The organism is Paraburkholderia sp. BR10954 (assembly GCF_040965775.1).
GTDB lineage: Bacteria > Pseudomonadota > Gammaproteobacteria > Burkholderiales > Burkholderiaceae > Paraburkholderia > Paraburkholderia youngii.
This window is the reverse complement of record NZ_JBFRCK010000013.1, coordinates 41,866-64,110: the sequence shown is the minus strand read 5'-3', so window position 1 is coordinate 64,110 and position 22,245 is coordinate 41,866. Positions and strand designations below refer to the sequence as shown.

Genomic DNA, 22,245 nt, shown 5'->3' with positions numbered 1-22,245 from the left:
GAATTAGTCTGACTTTGAAATCGAAACAGTGCGCTGGTCAAGCTGGATCGTCAGCTTCTGTTCCTTGTCTGGAAGAGCCATCCTGTACCAAGCGGCGTCGGGCGCGACTGGCAACCGGTACACCCCGCGCCAGACTGATTTCCCGAGATCCCGGTAGCCGGCCAGCACGCCAATTGCGGTAGTGGCGGCATTCGACTTGCGGACGATCTCGCGGGTGTCGCCGGGACGCAGAATGAATTCGTCGACGATCAGCGCGTCGTCGCCAAGGATTTTTTTCTCGTCGCTTTGCAGCGTGAAAAAGTCGGCGGTTTGAAACGCGGTGGGTGACTTCAGTTCGTAGATCCGCACGAGGATCGGCGCCGCCGTTCCCCACTCGTTCCGATTGACGTTCTCGTTTGCCGCGATCTGAAGCCGGAGGGTCGTTCGCTCCTTGATAACGGGAGCCGGCGCGCCAGCGCACCCGGACAGCCATGCGCTCACCCCGCTTAGGGCTAGCCAGCCCCCGATGCTCAGCCATATCGCGAAGCGAGAAAGAAAGATCGAAACCATCTGACGGTATCAAGGAGGTCTCGCACGTAGTCCTGAATGAACCAGGATGCCTGCATCCAGCCCGGCATCCTGGCTAACAGTCTTGACACTGTCCACCGGACAAAGGAGTGGTGGTGTCAGGATTCAGGAATCTGTGCGACTTTAGGCTTTGTTCTTCTTGATATCGAAGGTCGCCGTGATCGCACCGCCGCTGCCGCCTTGCGCGTTCTGCACCACATATTCCTGCTTCAGGCGAGCAAAGGACAGACTCACCGTTTCGCGGGGACGTGATTCGCTGTCGCTGACGCCGGACGGATGCACCGAGGTAACCAGCACGTCGCTCATGGTGAATTTGATGTATTCGAGCGGATTGCCGCCGGCTTTACGCACGACCAGCTTCGCTTCATCGATGTGCTTACCGGTCAGGCAGTATTGCGTCAGATTGGGCGTTGCACGATCGATGAAATGCTCGAACGTGAAGTCTTCGACCGTTGCCCGGCCGGCGCCACCGCCGGAACCAACGTGCATATTCGATTGCTGCGTAACGCCCCACCCCCAGCTCAAAACGTCGATTTCATCCTTGTGGTTAGCGTCTGCCGACTCACCATCAATCCCGTTAATCTTGAGAAAGATGTCTTGCGCCATAAAAGTACTCCTTGGTACACGTTAGTTTTGAGTTGCTCAATGAAAGCCAGGCATATTTAGTGAGCGCCTGTCCGTCGCTCAATCACCGCATAAGCGGTAGACGCCGGATCAGGCGGCTTCCTTCACGAGCGGCAGCTTCGCGACGAGACGCAAAGAAACCGTCAGACCTTCGAGCTGGAAATGCGGGCGCAGGAAGAATTTCGCCTGGTAATATCCAGGATTTCCCTCGACGTCCTCGACGACCACTTCGGCCGCCGCCAGCGGTCGACGTGCCTTGGTTTCCTGCGACGAATTCGCGGGATCGGCGTCGACGTAGTTCATGACCCATTCATTGAGCCATTGCTGCATTTCGTCGCGCTCCTTGAATGCGCCGATCTTGTCGCGCACGATGCACTTCAGGTAATGCGCAAAGCGCGAGCATGCAAACAGATACGGAAGACGCGCCGATAGATTCGCGTTAGCAGTTGCGTCCGGATCGTGGTACTCGACCGGTTTCTGCAACGATTGCGCACCGATGAACGCCGCGTAATCAGTGTTCTTGCGGTGGATGAGCGGTATGAAGCCACTCTTGGACAATTCCGCTTCGCGGCGGTCGGAGATCGCGATTTCCGTCGGGCACTTCATGTCGATCCCGCCGTCATCCGTCGGGAACGTGTGACACGGCAGGTTTTCAACCACACCGCCGCTTTCCACGCCGCGAATCAGCGTGCACCAGCCGTAGTTCTTGAACGAACGGTTGATATTCACCGCCATTGCGTAGGCCGCGTTCGACCATACATAGCGTTGATGATCCGCGCCGTCGGTCGCCTCTTCGAAATTGAATTCGTCGACGGGATTAGTCTTGACGCCATACGGCAGACGCGCAAGAAAACGCGGCATTGCAAGGCCGATGTAACGCGCGTCTTCGGAACTGCGCAGCGAGTTCCAAGGCGCGTACTCGAGATTTTGCGTAAAGATCTTCGTCAGGTCGCGTGGGTTCGCGAGTTCCTGCCACGAGTCCATCTGCAGCACGGACGGCGCGGCGCCGCTAATGAACGGCGCATGCGATGCTGCCGCCACCCTTGCAATCGAGCCCAGCAGGTCGACATCGGCCGGTGTGTGATCGAAGTAGTAGTCAGCGACAAGACAGCCGTACGGCTCGCCACCCAACTGCCCGTACTCTTCCTCGTAGATTTGCTTGAAGAACGGACTCTGGTCCCACGCAATCCCTTTATAACGCTTCATCGTGCGGCGCAGATCGTCCTTCGACACGTCCATGAAGCGTATCTTCAGTTTCTCATCCGTTTCCGTGTTCGCGACGAGGTGGTGAAGTCCACGCCATGCGCTTTCAAGACTCTGGAAATCTTCGTGATGAAGAATCAGGTTGATCTGTTCGGACAATTTGCGATCGATCTCCCCAATAATCGACTCTATGTTTTTGTAGGCGTCGTCCGACACTGTTGCCGATGTAAGCAGTGCTTGCTGAGCGAGCGTTCGGACAGCCCCCTCGACAGCCTCGCGCGCGCGCTCCGTTTTGGGCTTGAATTCGCGAGACAGGAGTGCATTGAAATCGGATTGATTGGTCACGCTCGCCGTTGCCTTGGCGCGCGTATTCGCTTGAAGTTCGGCCATCATTTCCCCATTGTTTCAGGCTGTGCTTTCGTGCGGAAAGCAAAAATCATTCGTCGGTCACTGGCTCGCCGGTCGATGCCGCTTCTGGTTTGGGCGCCTTGGCAAGCGCTTCGAGCAATGCAGGGTCTCTCAACACCTTGCTGACCAGATTTTCCGCGCCACTCTTGCCATCCATATACGTTTGCAGATTGGCGAGTTGCGTACGCGCCTCCAGCAGTTGCGCGAGCGCGTTAACCTTCTTCGCGACGGCTGCGGGCGAGAAATCGTCCATGCTTTCGAACGTGATATCGACCATCAGCTGACCTTCGTTCGACAGCGTGTTGGGCACCGCGAACGCGACACGCGGTTTCATGGCCTTCATTCGCTCGTCGAAGTTCTCGATGTCGATATTGAAGAACTTGCGATCGCCGACGGCGGGCAACGGTTCGAGCGGCTTGCCCGACAAGTCGGCGAGGACGCCCATCACGAACGGGAGTTCGACTCTCTTATCGGAACCGTAAATTTCGACGTCGTATTCGATCTGGACGCGAGGAGCACGATTACGTGCGATGAATTTTTGAGAACTGGTAGAAGCCGACATAGTGCTCTGAGGTTATCGCTCAAATAAAATAAGAAGCGGTGGCACCGCTCGTTTTCACTTAGGAAATACGCTATCCGGTGATGGTATGTCTCGAAGCAGCGTGACGATATGGGCGGTTGCCCAAAATTCGGTCTCGATTGCAAGAACAAGTGAGGGGTTTGACGTGCCACGAATGCCGCAACCTGGACGGATACCCGCGACGAGTACTTTTATTGGGCGCCTGAATCGGTAATAAGGGTAATTTCGGCACGACGATTCTTCTCGCGGTCCTGAGTATTTTCATTGCTGGCAATCGGCCGCGTGTCGCCATATCCCTGAATGGCGAAACGTGTCACGGGCAAGGAAGCAGTGTTGACGAACCAATCGCGGATGGCCTGTGCGCGTGCCTCGGACAGCTTCTGATTCGCGACGCTGGGACCCATGTTGTCCGTGTGACCTGCGATCAGGATCCGCTTGTCGGGATTGGCGCGAATCAGATCGAGAACGCCTTTGAGTCTCGGCTCTGCACCTGGCTTCAGCGTCGTCTTGCCGCTGTCGAACAACAGGAAATTGTCGATCGTCACAGCGAACGGCGGCGAATGCGCGGGAATCGATGGGGAATGCGATGTGGCGGTCACGCGTTCAAGCGCGACTTGCAACCGCTTGCCCCGATACAGTCCCCAGCCGAGTCCCGTCGGCACACCGTTGCTCGCATAGCGAGCCAGCTCGGCGGAATGCCTGCGCAACGATTCGAATCGCTCACGCTTCGCGTCCGCACGGGCTGTGGGTATATGCGTGTAGACCTCGAGGTCGTTGGCGACTCGCGCGACTAATCTGCTGTTCGACCATGCTGACACACCAACCGATACCATCAGTACGACGGCCGACGCAGCCACTGCGTGCGGCATTGCGGAGTACGGTCGGCCCCGCTCGCTCTTCGAGACCCGGAAGCTCTCGTTCCGCACAATGGTCCTGAGTAAGGGTAGAGACAGCGGCTGCGGCTGCGCCTTCGGCGTCATCAGCGGCGGCCGCAGCGTGGTTTTGCCGGTTAGCCATCGCGACCAGGCGCCGGGACGCATCGGCGGGTGTCCGATATCGGCCAACAGCAAGCCACGCAGCGAGAGCGGCGCGGTGTTCGCGAGCGACGAAAGTATCGACAACAGCGCCGCATCTTCTAGCCAGTCGAACACTGCGTGTCCCACGCCGGCACGCGAGGCACGTTGCGGCTGTGCAACCGCGAGCCATGCCTGGTCCAGCTGTTGCCTGAGTGCTTGCGCATGTTGCCGAGCGGTTGCGGTCGCGGGTGGCATTGTCGACAAACTGATTGCATCGCCGAACCAAACCGGTTCCACTGCGCGGTCGCGATTCGCGCCGAGATAAGCGTAGATCCCGAGATAGCAAGGTAATACGAACGCCCGGGGAGCGGTGCTTGCGGCGATTTCATGCTTCCAGCGGGCAAATTCGCGGCGAATCACCGCGTCGTCGCACTCAGCGTCGGGAACAACGGGCATCAAAACAGCATCCGGCGGACGTTGATACGACTCCATCACCGTGACCAACACGCTGGACAGCGCCCCAGGGGACGTGACATGAAACCACACGGCATCAACGTTTCGGCGCAGCGTGGCTGCTTGGCCATCGCGCGCAAACAACGCACCGGCATGCGGCCCGGCGACAAGAACGATCGATAACTCGCGCATGTTCCCGGTCTGAACGTGCTGGTCATCGTGGGTCGGCTTCGATCGCCCGCAAGTTGGCAATACCGCCGTGCCCACCGCCGTCACCAGAACAAGGCTAAGCACAACGGGCCACGACGGTTGAAGAGCAAGCGGCAAACACAGCCAGGTCAGGCCGGCAACGGAGACAGCGACCCAGATCAGCGCCGCTCGGTAGCTGTTTGCGGAAATCATTGCGTACTCTGCGGGGACGATGATTCAGGTAGATCACTTATCGCAACGTCCAGGCTAACGTCCAGCGCCGCCCATAGTGACGCGACGGCAATCGCGCCAGCAATGAGCACGCCGGCGGTCCTGCGCGAAAGTGTGATGCGTGATATGTCCGCCGGCCGAATCGAATTGGACGGTGTCATGGCGGTTTTCGGTGCGTCGGGTGTGGACAACACCGCCCTGTCACATCTATGCCAGTTCAACTCCGATCTCGCACGCTCCAGGTATGCGGTTGCGTCTCTGCGTCCGCCGTCGAAGCCCAACCCCAGCAACATGCTGTAGAACTCGAGTCCGGCGAGATCTCGGCCGCCTCCATCCAGCACCGTTTCGATCCGTTCCCAAACCAATGCAGTGCCATCGCGCACGCCATGAAAACGCCTCTGCAATGGGTCACGCAACCATTCTTCGTGCTGGTTGGAAGGCAATGCATGCAACGTCAGCTCATCCAGCAGAACGCACTGTGCGAGGCTGACTTCCTGAATATCCGTTGGCGGAAAGTTTCGATCCTGCATTTGCTGCTGTAGCGTTTCGATCAACGTGCTACAACGCGCGCGCCAAAAAGGAACAGCCGGCATTTGCGCGCCGTCGGACAGCAGTGCCGCATGCAAGGCTGTCGCTCGCATCAGCGCGACCGTTGAATCAAACATCATATAAACGTATGCGCGCCGGCACCCTCAGGGCATTTCGACGACATAGGTGACGAATGTACTCACAGTGCCAGCCGTGGCTCGACCCGTTGCGTAGTAGCTGGCAATGAAATCCACCGGCGTCGGATCCGTGGACGTGATCGGAATGACCTTCATCGTGGATCGGTCGCCGACCTTGATCCGCGATCCGTCCGCATTCGCCAGCATGACCTGTATATTCTTTGCCGATGTCGTGCCGCCCGCGTTTTGCAGGTCCAGATTTCCCGTATTGGGATCGGTCGACGAACCACTCTCGAAATACACGCGCGCACCCGTCTCGCCGCTTGGGCATCGGATCGTGATGGTGAAGACCTTTGAGCCATCCGCCACTCCGGCTCTCGGCAGCGATTGCGTCGAAAGCCTCGGCAATGTGACCGTCATGTCGGGCGAACTGACCAGCGAACACGTCGTCGCGTTGTAGGTGCCACTAAAGTTGAGCGTGACCGAGGGCGATCCTTGCGCATATACGCAAACTGATCCCAACAGCGCACTCGCGATCAACCCGGCAGTTGGTCCGGCAATTCGAATGTATCTGCAAATATTTTTCATTTTCTGACCTCCACTGTCGGCGGAATCATCTGAGCCGCAGCGCTGGCGCTGACCGGGCATCGGCCTTCGCCTTCAGCGAAGCGAACTGACAAGCGCCGCGCCCGCTGAACGCCGCGCGACGGGCTTTGCCGGCGCAGACCAGACAAGCGCTGGATCGCAGCTCAGTTTGATGCGCGCAACGATTCCCGCGTGAGGGCTGCTGTCCGCTTTGTCGTCGGCTGGCACCGTGTACGGCATCACGCACTGCTCCGCTGCGCGGTTGCCCCAGCGCACCAGCAGCTTGCCTTCGTGCTCGAGGCCGCGCAGATACGCGAGACCGCCCTGACCGACGATGCCCACCGATTTCTCGGATTCATCGAACAACTCGGCGCCCATCGGCATGGCTTTGCCTTCCCGATCCATGACCTCCGCGAAGATAGGTGTGCCCCGCGTCGTCGCAATCTTCACCTTCACCAGCGAATTCGCGCGCGGCACGACTTCTTCACTCGTGTTGCCCAGTTCAACGTCGAGCGGCACGTCGCTCGGATCCAGCGCGACCGTGTTGACCCGGTATGGCGTCAACGAAGACACCACCGCATAGCCGTGGCCGTCGATTCGCGCGCCCTGGCCATTGATAATCCGGCCACCCTCTGCGCCTTTCGCTTCGACGAGCGCGAACGCCTGACCGAGTGGCGGGCTCAGCGTGACGCCGCCGCTGTGAATGACGACCGCGCCGTCGGCGTTGAATGCGGCTTGACGGGTCTGATTGCTGATCGATGCATTGAGGTTGTATGTACCGAACGGCGCGCGATACATCGCGTAACCGCCTGCGGAAACGGTTCGATTGTCACCGGCGACGATCCTCGATGCGTTGACACCGTAGTTGATCGGCGTGGCTCCGGTCGTGTTGCCCGACGCAGTGGCCTGGATCGTGCTGTCCCCGTTCGAGCTGCGCGCAACGTTGGTGGTCAGATAGTCGAACATACGATGCTCGTTCGAGTCGACCTTACCGAGCGGAATCGTCAGGTTCAAGCCCACCTGCGTGCTGATCTTCGAGTTTTGCAGGCGCGTGCGTTGCGCATACAGCGAGTAGGACACCCGTTTGTACGCGCTGTTGAAGCCAACCTGATATTGCAGATCGTAGCCCTTCGACGCGCCCCAGTAGTTCTGCGAACTGCCGGCGATACAAAAAAGAACTAGACTCGCCGATCGGTTGGTTGACGTTCAGTTGCAGACGGCTGCGCGTGCGGTAGTCATACTGACCCGTGAGGTCTCGCGAGCCATATCGCGCGTACATCGCGTCACGCAGGCTATAGAAGCGTGCGGTCGAGTAGCGGTAGGCCGCAACCGAAAAATTCGTGTTCGGCCCCGGAAGAAGCTTGCTGTAGCTGATCCGGGTACTGTAGCCGGGACGACCACCCGATATGCCGGGAATATTCGTTCCGGCCGCGGTTACGTCAAACGCGAATGCGCCGAGCGGCGTATTGAGCGCGACACCGACCAGCCCTGCCCAGTAACCTTCCGCAAACTGTGCACCGGTGTAGCCGGTCCACAGGTTTGTCAGGCCGCGCTGATAAACCGCCTGCGCCACCCACGGATGGCTATCCAGCACGGTATCGCGATAGACACCGGTCGTCAGATTGAAACGTGAAACACCTGGCCGCAACAACTGCGGGACTGACGCGAACGGAACCAGAAAAGTCCGCTGGCGGCCGTCGGATTCTGCAATAGTGACCTGAAGGTCGCCGCCATAGCCGGTAGCCGGCAGGTCGCTCAATTCAAATGGTCCCGGCGGTACGCTGGTCTCCGCCACGATGACGTTGTTCTGACGGACGATGATGCGTGCATTGGTATCGGCCACGCCACGCACAACCGGTGCGTAGGAGCGCATGGAATCCCGCAACATGCGGTCGTCGCTCGAAAGCTGGACGCCACGCACGTTGAACGAGTCGAAGACGTCACCGCTCGTCGAGCTGTCGCCGATCGTCAATTGACTCTTAAGCGCCGTGACATCGTGCTGCGCGAACAGCGCGACACTTTGCCAATGCGCGTCGGGACTCCGGTTCTGCACGCTTGCCGTGGCCCACTGCCGGAAACGCCAGCCGTTCACGTTGAATCCGCTTTGCAGACCGAGGTAGGCACTGCTGAAGTCTCCGCTCCCATTGTTCTGGTGAGTCGTATAGCTGGCGAGACTGTATTGCACGAAGCCTGCGTTGATCCCGTTGTCCCAACGGGATGGATCGACATAACCGGCAGCCTCCTTGCGCAGTTCGATCTGCGGAATCGACAGATCGAGTTGGAGATCGGCGGTGTTGAACGATGCCAGCGATCCTGGTATGGCTTCCGCCAGCGACACGCATTGCGATGACGCATCTGTCTCGTCGACGTCGCCCTTTCCGGTTTCCGTTAGCCGTTGGATCACGCGTTCGGTATCTACGCCAGCCCGGTCCAGGCTGGATATCGTGAAGCAGGGCCTGGCGATATCCGAGTCCGGCACCGCCTGAAAAACGACATCGAAGCGTCCACGCTTCTTACCATTGACGAGCAGTTCGACCGGATAAACACCCGGAGCAACAGGATTACCTCGCGTATAGCGCGACAGATCGGCGACGTTGCCCGTGAAGAACGCGGGATTGAACTCGACTTCTTGCGGAGCTTCCACAGATGGCGCATTCGATGTCGGCAAGTCAGATGACGCATCTGTATGCGCAGCTTCTACGTTGGCACCAACAGCCTGCTGCGGCAGTTCGGACGCCGAGCAGTCACTGGGCGGCGTCGCCCCGCTCGAATCCGGCGCACATGCGGCGACCGCGGAATTCGCGGAAAAGACCCAGCCCGACGCTACGATTGCCGCCCACGCCAGTGGGTGGAATCGGAAAGGGACATTAGTGAATACTGTTGCAACCGCCGTCTTACTATTCCGCACGCCCGACATACCGTATTCCAATTATTGATTCTTTTGCGCTTCCGCGCTTTGTACTCCTACCACCACCGCCGAGTCCTTGATCGCTGTGCCGAAGTCGTTCAGAACTGTGTAGGAAACTGTGGCAGGAGCTTTGATATCCAGCTTTCCTTCTTGTGGATGGAGATCAACGTGCCCGAACGGAGGTGCCATAGTGGGCAAAAGAGCGACTTTCTTGCCTGCCGTCTCTACTTCCGCCATGCCGATGGAAATGTAGTAGGGCGATGGGTTGTCGAGACGAACGACCCTCTGACCTTGGTCATCCGACTCGACATGCCACTTCAGTTGAGCTCGCCCCGCCGTTGGGTCATCGAGCAACGATGTGGGCCGGTAAAACATCTTGATACGCGTACGGAACGCGAGCTGAATCATGTTCCGGTCATCAGCGTCCTTAGGCTTCGGCGGAATTTCCAGAACGTTCAACCAGTAGACTGTTTCACGGTCAACCGGCAGGTCGCCGCCCGCGAACATGATGCGCAAAGCCTGACCTCGGTGAGGTTCGACTCGAAATACGGCTGGCAACAACGTAAACGGCACCTTGATTTCATTCGGCGCAGCTGCCGCATCGCCGTCGTCCAGCCACGCTTGGACCAGGACCGGGCGGCTCTCAACATTGTTCAAACGAACGTTGACTTCACGGTTTTGCGCCGGATAAATAACTCGCGTACCGGTAATGGTGATAGCAGCTTGTGCAGCAAACGACGCGACACTGCACGCTATGGCCGCAACCAGATATCTAGAGAATTTCATTGAAGACACTCGCTCCTCCCTCGCGACCGATAAGCGGAACGTCACTTCGGGTTGCCTTCAGAAAAGAAGCGCAACCCGATGCCATTCGGCTTGGACTGGCTTACTGATATGCCAGCGTGTAGCGAACAACCGCCGTCACGTTACCGGCCGTGGTTTTGTTCGTTGCGTAGTACCGGCCGCCGTAGCTCATCGTTGCGGTGCCGTCGCTCGCGACAGGAACGAACGAACCCGTGCTACCCAGAAGAATTGGCGTATTGCCATCACTGTCGAGCAATTGCACTTCGACATTGGAAGCCGGCGAAGTGCTTGCCTGATTGATGGCATTACGCGTAGCCGGGTCCATGTTCGTGGTCTCGAAATGCGCCGCGACATTGGTCAGCGTTGCCGGGCACTGCGACACCGAAATTTCGAACATCCTGGAGCCGGCGGTTTAACCAGCTGCAACCAGCGACTGGGTAGACAGGGTAGGCAGCGTGACCGTCTTGTCGTCGTCACCAGCGTTAATCACGCAGGTGTCGTCGATCAGTTCGCCGTTGAACGTTACCTGACCTGTGCCCGGTGCGGCTTGAGCGAAAACCATCGGCGCGACGGACAGGCCGGCCACCGCGATCATGAGTTGCGTCACTTGTTTTTTCATGAGATTCCTCTTTGTTGCTATTTCAAAACTACACACCCTTGTGAAGCCGGAGCTCCCCAGCGATCGTCAAGGCAGAGGAATGATGTCATTGAAGAAGATCGGTGTTAATGGGCCGATACCCAAAATGAAATCCCATATGGGACAGCCGACAAACGGCGTGTCGATTCCTCGAACTGAGTCGATGTCAGGACCGCCATACGGTAGGAAAAGGCGCTAGGAGAACTACAGAATCCGCCTGAGGATCGCGGCAATAGCTACGAGCAGGACCACTCGCGCACGATCGTGACGAGTTCTACGTCGTTTCTGGCACCCAGCTTCTTCATGCCAGCGTTCTTCTGATTGCTGACGGTCTTGGGACTGCGATTGAGCCGCTCGGCGATTGTGGCGATCGACATGCCGTCGCAGATCATTCGCACGACTGTCGACTCATTTTTGGATAGCAAATTGAGAGAAGATCCGCCTTCCGCTGCGCGCGCCGTTGCGCGCAACATCTTGTTCGCAATGGAATCAGGCAGAAAGACGCTCTTATTTTTGGCGGCACGAATGGCAGCGGTAAGGCTGACAAAGCCCTCCGGCCCCTTACCGACAAAGCCGGCCGCCCCCGCATTGAGCGCAGCCGAAATGAGGTGCGTGGAAGAGTGCGTACTCAGGAACACTACTCGTAAGGTTGGAGCGACACGCCGGATGCGATCAAGAAGATTGAGACCATCGGCATACGGATCGCCTTCGAATTCGTAGTCGCACACGAGCACATCGACTGGTACTTCAACCAACAGCTGGAGAAGCTGGCCAATCGTTTCGCTTTTGAAACAGACCTGAATATCCGGACAACGCTGGAGAAGATGCTCGACGCCGAGGAGAATGAATGGATGATCGTCGGCAATAGCCACTCTGATTTTGTTCACTCGCACTCCATACCACGCTGGTGAATACCTTTCTCGTGCAGACACACCTGCATGCTTTGTTACCAAAGTACGATGTCATTTCACGCCGTTACATGACGGAAAGGGCGCGGGGATATCTCGCCCATGCCGCTCGTCGGAGGTTTTTGAGCCACTGTTTATTTGAATCAATTGAAATCGCTGAGCGGGTCGGTGCGCTTTTGGTAGAAACAAAGTAATTTTTCGCATGCAACCTGACATGGACCATCATGAAGACGGGATAGCGCAACGCGCCCCGCTCAGCGGCGAGAATTTAAAAGACTCCCGCCTTCAACTTAGCCGGATTGTACGGGGCGCTAACAGGAAAAAAATCGGAGAATTCCTATATGCGTCATAGGTACAAGGAGTGCTTGGCTCAAGGTGCTCTCCACACCCGCTTGCGAGCGGCAAGTACGTTGAGCGTTACACAAGAAGCAGCAATGACTGGGCGATCGGCGACGAGCCGGCTCGTTTCGACTTTTTCGAATCCCGGTTCCGGATGTGCATGAATGCGCCGGCGTAATTCGACGAATTCGGCCGCCTGCTCGCGAATTGTGGGATCGATATTGATGTTATGGGACAACGCCGTCTCCTCTGACAGACCCGTGTGACACGCGCTGGATCAAGCTCGTCGGCGCCTCGCGGGCGCTATTCGTCAGTCAGCCAGTCGTTATCAAAGCCATTCGGGAATTGGAAACCGACATCGGCATGTCGTTATTCGGCCGTAGCGTCAATGGCGCCGCTCTTACGCGCACGGGTAATCCCTGTTGCGGCATGCGCGGTTGATCGTCGGGGAACTCGGGCGCGCCGAACAGCAGATGGCGATGGAGCGAGGCGCGCAGGAAGGCCGCGTGACGATCGGTGTGACGCCGCTCGCGGCACTCACGCTGCTGCCCGATGCTTATGCAAGGTTTCGCCTGGATATGCCGCACATCACAGTCGAATTTCTCGAGTTTCACGCGACGAAACTACAGGATCGGTTGCGCCAGGGTTCGCTCGATTTCGCGCTCGCCGCGGCGACCGAATCGTCCGCCGATTCGTCGATCGAATGTTCGGAACTGCTGTCTTATCCTTTGGCGTTCGCAGTGCGCGCGAACGGTGCGCTCGCGAAGGCCAGTTCGCTCGCCGATCCGTGCGATGTCGAATGCGTCCACTCCGACACTACCGACGACTATCCGCAATTCGTCGCCGATCTGTTCAACCGTCAGGGCCTGCCGGTGCCGAGCCGGATCACTCGCTGCACGTCGCAATCGCTGATGTGCAGCCTCGCACTCAGCATCGACGCCGTGATGGCCTGGGCTTCGCACACGCTCGAACTCGTGAACTCGACGGGGCATATGAAAACGCTGGATTTCGTTGAAACGTCGCGCACTGCGAGATTGCATCTGATGCAGCGCGAAGGCGCGATTCACACGCGCCCGGCCGACTATTTCATTCGCTGCATTCGCGAGGCCGCGCTGATGTGAGCCCCGCGGCGCGCGCGGCAAGCTATCTCCTGAGCACCGCCCTCACCTGCGAGTGGCACTGAAATGCTCAAGCCCCGAAATGATTGCGCACGATATCGGCGAACGCGACCAGCGCGGTAAGCAGAACCACGATGAACAGCCAGCGTTCCAGCGGCGTAAACACAGGCCGTTTTCCCTTGCGACGCTCGGCGATGTAGAACCATGCAGTCGCCGCCGTGTAAAGCACGGTCGACATCAACAGATAATGCAGCCCGCCCGCGTACACGAGAAAGAGCGCATAGACGCAGCCCATCAGCGCGAGCATGAAATCGATGCGCCGTGACCACGGCTGCCCCGCATACGATTCGCCGCTCGCGGCGAGCTTCAATCCATAGCCGGCGACGAACAGATATGGAATCAGGCTCATCGATGTCGTGAACTCTTTGGCCAGCGTGAACGCTTCTTTCGAAAACAGCGTCACGATCAGAAACACCTGGATCACGAGGCTCGTCATCCATAGCGCGGCGACCGGTACGTGGTTGCGGTTTTCTCGGCCGAGAAACGCGGGCATCGTACGGCTCTTGCCCGCCGCGTGCAGAATTTCGGCGGCGATCAGCGTCCATGCGAGATAGGAGCCGAGTACCGATATCAACAGGCCGAGCTTGACCACGACCGCGCCCCAGGCACCGACCGCGGCGCTCAGCACGCCAGCCATCGACGGATTTTTTAGCGTACCCAGCTGCTCGAGCGGCAATACGCCATACGACAACAACGTGACCATGACCATCAACACAAGCACGCATAGAAAGCCGAGCACGGTCGCGACGCCGACATCGCGCCGTTCGCGCGCGTGCCGTGAATAAACGCTCGCGCCTTCGACGCCGAGAAACACGAAGACCGTCCCCAACATCGTCTTGCGCACCTCATCGAAAAGACCGGTCGCCGACGGCTCGGGACCGGTCCACAGATTCGCGACGAACACCCGCCACTCGACGCTCGACAGCACGAGCACCGCGAACAGTCCGAGCGCGAGCAACTTGGCGACCGTCATAGACGCATTCGCAATCGACGAGCCCTTCACGCCGCGCAGAATCAGATAGTGAAACACCCAGATCATCAGCGAGGAACTGACGATCGCGCTAAACGTATTGCCGGCGCCGAACGAGGGCACGACGATCGCAAGCGCGGACTTGATCAGCACGAGATAGGCCACGTTGCCGAGACAGCTGGCGCACCAGTAGCCGAACGCCGACAGAAATCCCGTATAGCGTCCGAACCCGACGCGCGCATATGTATAGACGCCGACGTCGAGCTCGGCCTTGCGCCATGCGAGCCGTTGAAAGATCAGCGCGAGTATCAGCATGCCGGAGCCGGTGATGGTCCAGCTGATCAACGACCCGACGACGCCGGTATATTTGCCGAGCGCCTGCGGCAACGAAAAGACGCCCACCCCGACCATCGAGCCGATCACCATCGCCATCAGGCCCGGCGCTGAAAGTCTGACGCGCTTGTCCATGCTGCGATCGCTCTCCCGCGAACACGTTCCGATCGAGCCGCGCTCGTGCGACTACGATGATCGACCGCTCAGATGACGATCGTGCCGGTCGCGAGGCCGATCAGCGCAGCAATCGCGCCGCAGGCCGCGACGGCAAAGATGACCCACTCGACTTTCGAAAACACCCGCATGCCGCGCTCGCGTTTGGCCAAGACATACAGCACCGTACCGGGCGCATAAAGCAGTGCCGATAGCATCAGGAACTTCAGGCCGCCCGCGAACAGCAGAAAGGCCGTATAGAACGTCGCGAACATCGCGACGAAATACTCGGTGCGCAACGCACCGCTCAAGGTGCCGCCATTCTGTTCACTATCGCGACGCGCAGCCTTGATGCCGTACGCAGCCACGAGGAAATACGGAATCAGCGCCATCGAGCTCGTCAGATTGAGCATCAGCGCAAACGCATCGGTCGACCAGTACGTGCTGATGACGAAACACTGCACCACGGTGCTCGTGAGCCAGATCGCCGCGACCGGCAGCTTGCGCTCGTTTTGTCGCGCGAAGATGCGCGGCATCGTCTCGAGACGCGCAGCGGCGAACAGCACCTCGGCACAGATCAGCGACCATGCGAGGTATGCGCCAAGGATCGAAATGATCAGACCGGCGCTGATGAACACGACGCCGAATGGGCCGAGCAGCGCGCCCAGTACCGCGGCCATCGACGGCTGGCGCATCACCGCGAGATCGGCGCGCGGCAAGCTCGCGTAAGGCAGCAGAGTCACCAGCACCAGCAGACACAGCACGGCGACGAAGCCGGTGATCGTCGCGGCGCCGACGTCCGAGCGCTTTTTCGCGTAGCGCGAGTACACGCTCGCACCTTCGATACCGACGAACACGAAGACGGTGACGAGCATCGTCGCGCGAACCTGCGAGAACAGGCCGTTGCCGAGCTGATCGTTGCCTTCCCGCAGATTTGCATGAAACATGTCGGCGCGAAACAGCGCGATCAGTATCACGATGAACAGCACGATCGGAATCACTTTCGCGACCGTCACGATCGTGTTGATCATCGTGGCCTGCTGGACACCGCGCAGCATCACCAGATGAAACAGCCAGATGCCCACCGACGACACGATGATCGCGGTCGCCGTATTGCCCTCGCCGAAGACGGGGACGAAAGCGCCGAGCGTCGATTTGATCAGCACCCAGTACGACACGTTGCCGAAGCAGCCGGCCATCCAGTAGCCGAATGCGGATAGAAAGCCCGCATAATCGCCAAAGCCCGCTCGCGCATAGGCGAACACGCCGGCATCGAGTTCGGGCCGGCGCTGTGCGAGCGCCTGGAACACGCGCGCCAGCGCATACATGCCGATGCCCGCCACGCACCATGCAATGACGGCTCCGAACGGTCCGGTCGCGCGTGCGAAATTGCGCGGCAACGAGAATATCCCTGCGCCCACCATTGAGCCGACGACCATCGCGGTCAATGCGGGTAACGACAGTTTCGTCTCGACCTGGGTTGCCATCGTTCACCCTGCAGAGAAGCTGATTTCTTCCAGAAAGGGACTTACGCGGAGCAGGTACGCGTACGTTGCGCATCTCCTGTTAGTCCTCCCGACTGAAGCCAACAGCCTTGCGAATGTTTCGTGCGTTTGCGGTGCCTCGTCGTCGCTCATTGTGACGCCGGCGCGGGTGCGTTCCCGGCGGCGGCCGCGGGCCCCGTCGGCGTTTGTGGATTCGCAGCGACTGGCGGATTGGCCAACCAGCCGCCCCCCATCGCTCTGAACAGCGCGAACTGGGCCTGCAGTTTGCCGACCTCTTCCCTCGCCTGCGACGACTGGCTTTCGAGCAGCGCAACCCGCACCTGATCGATATCGACGCGGCCGGTATCGCCGAGCTCGTAGCGACGTCGTACCTGGTTCAGCTGCGTGGTACGACCCGCGACTTCTTCATTGCGCGCGTTGAACAACTCGTCCTGCCGGTTCAAACGCGCCAGCGCACGCTCGACGTCATAGAACGCGCCGAGCGCGGTCTTTTCGTAGTTGAACATCGCCTGCTGCGCCTGCGCATCCGACGACTCCACCTGCGAGCGCCGCGCGCCGAAGTCGATCAGCGGCATCGCCATCGCCGCGCCGAATAGCCAGAACGTGCTGGTCCCGAGGTTTTGACCTGCGAACTCCCAACCGTTGCGCGCGAGCATGCCGCTTAGCGATATGGTCGGCCAGTAGTTGAGTCGCGCGACATCCGACTGTCTGACCGCCGCATTCACGCGGGCCTGCGCCGCGATCAGATCCGGCCGCCGCATCAGCAGATCGACGGGTTGGCCGGGCTCGATATGCGGCAGCGCGGTCATCAGCGTGTCGCTTTCATCGAGGATTCCCGCGAACTCCGCTGGCTGCACGCCGCACAGATTCTGCAAATTCAGCCGCGCCTGAGCAATGCCGTTCTCCAAGTCCTGCAAACGCGCATCGACCTGCGCACGGCCAGCGCGCGCCGCTTCGATGTCGGTACTCATCACGAGGCCCGCGGTAAAGCTCTTTTCGGCGATGTCGACGAAGTCGTCCGCGATCGCGCGGCTTTGCAACAGGATCGTGCGCTGACGCAACAGGCCGCGATACGTGACGTACAGATCCGCGACACCCGACACCACGCTCAGGCGCACCGCTTCCGCATCGCCCGCGGCCGCGCGTACCTGCTCCCGTGCCGCCGAGAGCCGCGAGCGTCCCTGGCCGAACAGATCGATCTCCCATTGCGCCTGCAAACCGACTCGCCAGAACTGCGCATCGGTATTGGTGATGCCGAGGAACTGCGCGAACTCGAGCTGCGTCTCGCCGCCGTGAAACTTTGCGCCGCTCACGCTCGCACCGAGCGATGGCAACAGTTGCGAGCGAGCCAACCGAATCCCGGCCTGCACCTGATCGACGCGCGCGTAAGCGGTGGCGATGTCGAAGTTGCGCGCCAGCGCGAGTTCGATCAATTTGTTCAGCGTCGGATCGTCGTACTGGGTCCACCACGCGGCGAGATCCTGCGCGGACATCGGGGTCGCCGCGTCCGGTTGGGCCTCCGAATACTGCGGCGGAAACGCGGCGGGCTTTTCCAGCTGCAACGAACCCGAACAACCTGCTTCGAGCAGCAGCGCCGCGACGGCGAGAAGACAGTGGCGCGCGCGGATCATTTTGCTTCCGGGTGTCGGCCCGGCTCCCATTCCGCCTGCTTGATCGAGAACAGCATCGAGTACAGCGCCGGCACGGCGACCATCGTCAGTACGGTGGCGAAAGCAAGGCCCGACATGATCGTAATCGCCATGTCCTTGAAAAACGGGTCCCACAACAGGGGCGCCATGCCGAGCGCCGTCGTGCCGGCCGACAGCATCACCGGACGCAAGCGGCTCATCGCGCCGTGGGTCACCGCCTGCATGCGCGGTACGCCGGCGGCGACCTGCGCATCCATTTCTTCGACGAGCACGACGCCGTTCTTGATCAGCATGCCGATCAGGCTCAATAGACCGAGCAACGCCATGAAGCCGAACGCGCCACGGAACAGCAGCAGACCGATCGTCACGCCGCAGATCGACATCGGCACGACGAGCAGCACGACGAGCGCGGGCTTCAGGCGTCCGAACATCATCAGCACGAGCAGCGCCATCGCGATGAAGCCGAGCGGCAGTTGCCGGAACAGGCTTTGCTGCGCGCGCGTCGACGATTCGTGCTCGCCGCCCCATTCGAAGCGATAGCCCGAAGGCAGCTTGATGTCCTCGATGCCCGAGCGAATGCGGTTGAAGGCGTCGACACTGTTCTGCCCATAGATAGGGTTCGCCGATACGGTGATCGTGCGAATCCGGTCCTCGCGCGCGATCTGACCTTCCTCGGTCCCGACCGTGAAGCCGTTGACCACGTCGCCAAGCGGCACGTAACGGCGCAGACCGGCGCTGAACACCTGCAAGTCCTGCAGACCCGCGACGCCGCGCGTGTAGTCGGGCGAGAGCAGCACGATCGGCAGCAACTGATCGCCTTCGCGATAGATGCCCGCGCGCAGGCCCTCGGTTGCATAAGCCATGGTGTCGGTGACCTGCCGGCGCGTCACACCGAGCGAGCGCGCGCGCGACTCGTCGAATTCCGGCCGCACGATGCTGATCGGGTTCTCCCAGTCGTCGCGGATCGCGATGATGCGGCCGTCGGCCTTCAGCACGTTCTGCGCTTCCTGCGACAAGCGACGCAGCACGGCCGGATCGGGACCGGAGAAGCGCGCCTGAATTGCCGCGCCTCCGCCGGGGCCGAAGTTCGGCCGCGTCACCGTCCAGTGCTGCTCGGGGAAGCGCTTCTTAAGATCCGCTTCGATGTCCGGAAGCATCACGTCGATCAGGCGCAGGTCCTTCGCGCCGACGATGAACTGCGCGTACGACGGATCGCGCGTCTCCGGATCGTAGACAAGGAAGAAGCGCGTCGCGCCGGAGCCGATATACGTCTGCACGTTGCTGACATCCGCATGCTCGAGCAGCACCTTCTCGACTTCGCGACTCTTTTCGACGACCGCGCGAATATCGGCGCCGCGCGGCAAACGCATATCGACATAGAAGATCGGCGTCGTCGACGCGGGGAAGAAGCTCTGCTCGACAAAACGGAACGCCCAGCCGGCGAGTACCGTCAGCGCGACGAGGCCGATCACCACGAGCACGCGCCGTCGGGTGACCCATGACAATAACTCGCCATAACGCTTGTACAGCTTCGCCTTGAACGGGTCTTCATCGATGATGTCCGCGGGCTTGAAAAGATACGTGCCGAACAGCGGCGTCAGCGCGATGGCGATCACCCAGCTAAATAGCAGCGAAATCGCAGCGACGGCGAACAGCGACGCACAGAATTCGCCGACCGCATCCGGCGACAGACCGATGCCCGAAAAAGCCAGAATCCCCACGATGGTCGACGCAAGCAGAATCCATTGGCTTTGTTTGAGAATCTCGGTCGCCGCCTCGAGATGCGACTTGCCTCGCTGCACCCTCACGAGCATGCCCTCGACCACCACGATGCTGTTATCGGTCAGCATGCCCATCACGATGATCAGCGCACCGAGCGAAATGCGCTGCAGCTCGATCCCCGCCGCGTACATGACGAGCAGCGTGCCGAGAATCGACAGGAACAACTCGACGCCGAGCACGATCCCCGCACGCCACCCAAGCCCGATGCCGAGCGCGACACCGACGATCGACACGGACAGGAACACGTCGAAGATGAAACCGCGCACGCTCTCATCGACGACCTGCGGCTGATCGTAAAGCGAGTACAGCTTGATGCCGATCGGGCGGTCGCGCTCGAGTTCGGCGAGTTTCGCCGTGATCCGCTCGCCGACCCTCACCACGTTGACGCGCGGTCGCGCGCTGATGCCGATCGTGACCGCGGGCTCACCGTTGTAGTGAATGACCTGGTTCGGAATCGCCGCGTAGCCGTGGCTCACGCGAGCAATGTCGCCGAGCAGAAGCGGGCCGGGCGTATTGTTGACGGGCAGCGAGCGGATGGCCTGCAGTGAATCGAGCGAGCCGGTCGGCGCAATCCGCAACGACAAGTCGCCGACGCGCTCGCGGCCCGCGGGCCGCACCTCGTTCTGCAGGAACAGCGTCTGCGCGAGGTCGTCGGTGGAAAGATTGTTGGCGATCAGTTGCGACTGGTCGACGTCGACCGAGATCTGCTCCTGCTGCTGACCGGCGATCACGATGTCGGACACGTCGTCGAGCGTGAGCAACTGGCGGCGCAGTTCGCGCGCGTACGCATACAGTTGCGCCTGCGTATAGCCCTCGCCGGTCAGCGCGTAGAACATCCCGTAGACGTCGCCGAAGCGGTCGAGCACGAGTGTCGGGCCCGCCCCCGGCGGCAGCCGTACCTGCGCATCCGATACAGAGTTGCGCAATTCGTCCCACACTTGCGGCAATTGCGCCGACGTGTACTGGTCGCGAATCTGGACGCGGATTTCAGAGTAGCCCGGCATGGAACGCGAGCTCAGCTTCTCGACCTGCGGCATCTGCTGGATCGCGCTTTCGAGGCGGTCCGTCACCTCCTGCTCGACCTCGCGCGCACTCGCGCCCGGATACAGCGTCACGACGACCGAAGTCTTGATCGTGAACTTCGGGTCTTCGAGCCGCCCGATGTTGTAGTACGCAAAAAGGCCGCCCAACAGCGAGATCAGCGTCAGAACCCATGCGATCAACGGCTTTTCGATCAGGGGGCGCGCGAGGTTCATTGAGGCGCATCCATTGGACGGACCGCCATTCCCTCTTTCATGAACTGCGAGCCGCCCGCCACCACCCGGTCGCCCTCCGCGACCGCACCCGCGACGACCGCATCGTCATTGCGAATTTCGCGCACGCTGACCGGCACCGCATGCACACGGCCGGACGCCGCATCGTAGCGCCACAGACTGCGCTGACCGTCCGCGCCGATCGACACCGCCGCGATCGGAATCGCGAAGTAGCCTTGATTGTCGTTTTGCGCGACTTGCCGGGCCGTGTCGGAAATCTGTACCCGCAACGCCATGCCGGGTAACAGCATGGCGCTATGCGGTCCCTCGATCGAGAACACGAGCCGGTAGGCGGCCGAAGTCGGCGAGGTCTGCGTGGTCCGTTCGCGGAACACTAGCGGGAAGCGGTTCTGCGGCCGCTCGGGCAGCCACGCCTCGGCTCTCAGCGTCTTGTCGACGAACAGCCGTTCGGCAATGCTCTGAGGCAGATCGACGCCGACATCGACACGGCCGATGTTTTCCAGATTGAAAGCGGGTGCGCCAGCCTGCACGACCTGCTGGATCTCGATGTTGCGGCGAGCGATCCGGCCGTCGAATGGCGCGACGAGCCGGCTATTGCGCAAGTCGCGGCTCGCCATGTCGCGTGCTGCGCGTGCGGCGTCCGTGGCAGCCGACAGCTGCTCATAAGCAGCCTGTGACAGAATCCCGTCCTTGCGCAGCACCGCCTGACGCTTCAGGTTGTCGCTCAGTTGCTGATACTGCGCGTTCGCGCGTTGCAGTTGCAGCTTGTAGGGTTCTTCATCGATACGCGCGATCACCTGCCCGCGTTTCACGGATGCGCCTTCGAGCACCGCGATCTGCACGACGCGGCCCGATACTTCGAAGGCGAGCGGCGAGATGCTGGTCTGCTCGACTCGCCCGGTAAATATGCGAATGGCGGAGGCGTCGGCCGGTTCGACCCTGGTGAGCTGCACGGCTGGCCTCGTTTCGCCGTTCTGTGTTTCGGTCTGCCGTTGGCAGCCCGACAGCGAACCGACGAGCGCACAGGCCAACGCGCACGACAATACGCCGGTCAATGCGACGCTGGCTGATCGGCCTGGCTGCGGTGCTTCGGAACGGTTTGCGGTCATGACGTCCTCGGCTGACTGCTGGCGCAACCCATGTCGCACACCCGGCGGCAACGTAGCTCGCGGGCCGGCGATTACGAGGCTCTACAGGTTGCTCGTGGATTCATAGTGGTCCGCATCCCTTCTGTCGGACCGGCAACGTTATGCGTCGTCATTCAGGCTCCGTTTATCAGGCATC

Annotated in this window: 17 protein-coding genes and 3 pseudogenes; 2 read left to right on the top strand and 18 right to left on the bottom strand. The window is 60.3% G+C overall.

The window, feature by feature from the left end:
- Positions 1-3 precede the first annotated feature (3 nt).
- From tssJ to AB4Y34_RS19200, 13 genes and pseudogenes are all read right to left on the bottom strand, one after another.
- Positions 4-549 carry a type VI secretion system lipoprotein TssJ gene (gene tssJ, locus AB4Y34_RS19260; protein ID WP_368716880.1) on the bottom strand — a complete coding sequence of 182 codons (546 nt, stop codon included), beginning with the start codon at positions 547-549 and terminating at the stop codon, positions 4-6.
- 141 nt (positions 550-690) lie between these two features.
- Positions 691-1,173 carry a type VI secretion system tube protein Hcp gene (locus tag AB4Y34_RS19255; protein ID WP_176111536.1) on the bottom strand — a complete coding sequence of 161 codons (483 nt, stop codon included), beginning with the start codon at positions 1,171-1,173 and terminating at the stop codon, positions 691-693.
- Positions 1,174-1,281: 108 nt separating this feature from the next.
- Positions 1,282-2,784 (bottom strand): type VI secretion system contractile sheath large subunit, encoded by a 1,503-nt coding sequence (gene tssC, locus AB4Y34_RS19250; RefSeq protein ID WP_176378614.1) that lies wholly within the window; start codon positions 2,782-2,784, stop codon positions 1,282-1,284.
- Between the two features lie 46 nt (positions 2,785-2,830).
- A complete protein-coding gene (gene tssB, locus AB4Y34_RS19245) occupies positions 2,831-3,364 on the bottom strand; it encodes a type VI secretion system contractile sheath small subunit (RefSeq protein WP_176378512.1) in 534 nt (177 codons plus the stop codon).
- Positions 3,365-3,573: 209 nt separating this feature from the next.
- On the bottom strand, positions 3,574-5,253 hold the full coding sequence (locus AB4Y34_RS19240) for an OmpA family protein (RefSeq protein ID WP_368716879.1): 1,680 nt from the start codon (positions 5,251-5,253) through the stop codon (positions 3,574-3,576).
- Positions 5,250-5,939 (bottom strand): DotU family type IV/VI secretion system protein, encoded by a 690-nt coding sequence (locus AB4Y34_RS19235; RefSeq protein WP_176378514.1) that lies wholly within the window; start codon positions 5,937-5,939, stop codon positions 5,250-5,252. Before AB4Y34_RS19235 ends, AB4Y34_RS19240 begins: the two co-directional genes overlap by 4 nt.
- A gap of 24 nt (positions 5,940-5,963) precedes the next feature.
- Complete coding sequence (locus AB4Y34_RS19230; protein ID WP_368716878.1) at positions 5,964-6,524, bottom strand: fimbrial protein; 561 nt, start codon at positions 6,522-6,524, stop codon at positions 5,964-5,966.
- Between the two features lie 72 nt (positions 6,525-6,596).
- A complete protein-coding gene (locus AB4Y34_RS19225) occupies positions 6,597-7,640 on the bottom strand; it encodes a fimbria/pilus outer membrane usher protein (protein ID WP_368716952.1) in 1,044 nt (347 codons plus the stop codon).
- A gap of 118 nt (positions 7,641-7,758) precedes the next feature.
- A pseudogene (locus tag AB4Y34_RS19220) lies at positions 7,759-9,438 on the bottom strand (fimbria/pilus outer membrane usher protein); the annotation flags it as partial.
- Positions 9,439-9,450: 12 nt separating this feature from the next.
- Positions 9,451-10,215, bottom strand: coding sequence for a fimbria/pilus periplasmic chaperone (locus AB4Y34_RS19215; RefSeq protein ID WP_368716877.1), 765 nt, complete (start codon positions 10,213-10,215; stop codon positions 9,451-9,453).
- Positions 10,216-10,315: 100 nt separating this feature from the next.
- A pseudogene (locus AB4Y34_RS19210) lies at positions 10,316-10,852 on the bottom strand (fimbrial protein).
- A 254-nt stretch (positions 10,853-11,106) separates the two neighbouring features.
- On the bottom strand, positions 11,107-11,757 hold the full coding sequence (locus AB4Y34_RS19205) for a response regulator transcription factor (RefSeq protein ID WP_176378518.1): 651 nt from the start codon (positions 11,755-11,757) through the stop codon (positions 11,107-11,109).
- 466 nt (positions 11,758-12,223) lie between these two features.
- Positions 12,224-12,355: pseudogene (locus AB4Y34_RS19200) on the bottom strand (amidohydrolase); the annotation flags it as partial.
- A 107-nt stretch (positions 12,356-12,462) separates the two neighbouring features.
- On the opposite strand from AB4Y34_RS19200, the gene AB4Y34_RS19195 reads away from it, so the two are divergent.
- Both AB4Y34_RS19195 and AB4Y34_RS19190 read left to right on the top strand, forming a co-directional pair.
- Positions 12,463-12,558, top strand: a complete 96-nt coding sequence (locus tag AB4Y34_RS19195; protein WP_368716876.1) for a hypothetical protein — start codon at positions 12,463-12,465, stop codon at positions 12,556-12,558.
- On the top strand, positions 12,555-13,238 hold the full coding sequence (locus AB4Y34_RS19190) for a substrate-binding domain-containing protein (protein WP_368716875.1): 684 nt from the start codon (positions 12,555-12,557) through the stop codon (positions 13,236-13,238). Before AB4Y34_RS19195 ends, AB4Y34_RS19190 begins: the two co-directional genes overlap by 4 nt.
- A 67-nt stretch (positions 13,239-13,305) precedes the next feature.
- On the opposite strand, the gene AB4Y34_RS19185 is transcribed toward AB4Y34_RS19190, so the two are convergent.
- The 5 genes from AB4Y34_RS19185 to AB4Y34_RS19165 all read right to left on the bottom strand — a co-directional run bounded on the left by AB4Y34_RS19185 (position 13,306) and on the right by AB4Y34_RS19165 (position 22,070).
- A complete protein-coding gene (locus AB4Y34_RS19185; RefSeq protein ID WP_368716874.1) occupies positions 13,306-14,733 on the bottom strand; it encodes a basic amino acid/polyamine antiporter in 1,428 nt (475 codons plus the stop codon).
- Between the two features lie 68 nt (positions 14,734-14,801).
- On the bottom strand, positions 14,802-16,238 hold the full coding sequence (locus tag AB4Y34_RS19180; RefSeq protein WP_368716873.1) for a basic amino acid/polyamine antiporter: 1,437 nt from the start codon (positions 16,236-16,238) through the stop codon (positions 14,802-14,804).
- Between the two features lie 146 nt (positions 16,239-16,384).
- Positions 16,385-17,887 (bottom strand): efflux transporter outer membrane subunit, encoded by a 1,503-nt coding sequence (locus tag AB4Y34_RS19175; RefSeq protein ID WP_368716872.1) that lies wholly within the window; start codon positions 17,885-17,887, stop codon positions 16,385-16,387.
- Positions 17,884-20,943, bottom strand: a complete 3,060-nt coding sequence (locus tag AB4Y34_RS19170) for an efflux RND transporter permease subunit (protein ID WP_368716871.1) — start codon at positions 20,941-20,943, stop codon at positions 17,884-17,886. Before AB4Y34_RS19170 ends, AB4Y34_RS19175 begins: the two co-directional genes overlap by 4 nt.
- Complete coding sequence (locus AB4Y34_RS19165; protein ID WP_368716870.1) at positions 20,940-22,070, bottom strand: efflux RND transporter periplasmic adaptor subunit; 1,131 nt, start codon at positions 22,068-22,070, stop codon at positions 20,940-20,942. Before AB4Y34_RS19165 ends, AB4Y34_RS19170 begins: the two co-directional genes overlap by 4 nt.
- Positions 22,071-22,245 lie beyond the last annotated feature (175 nt).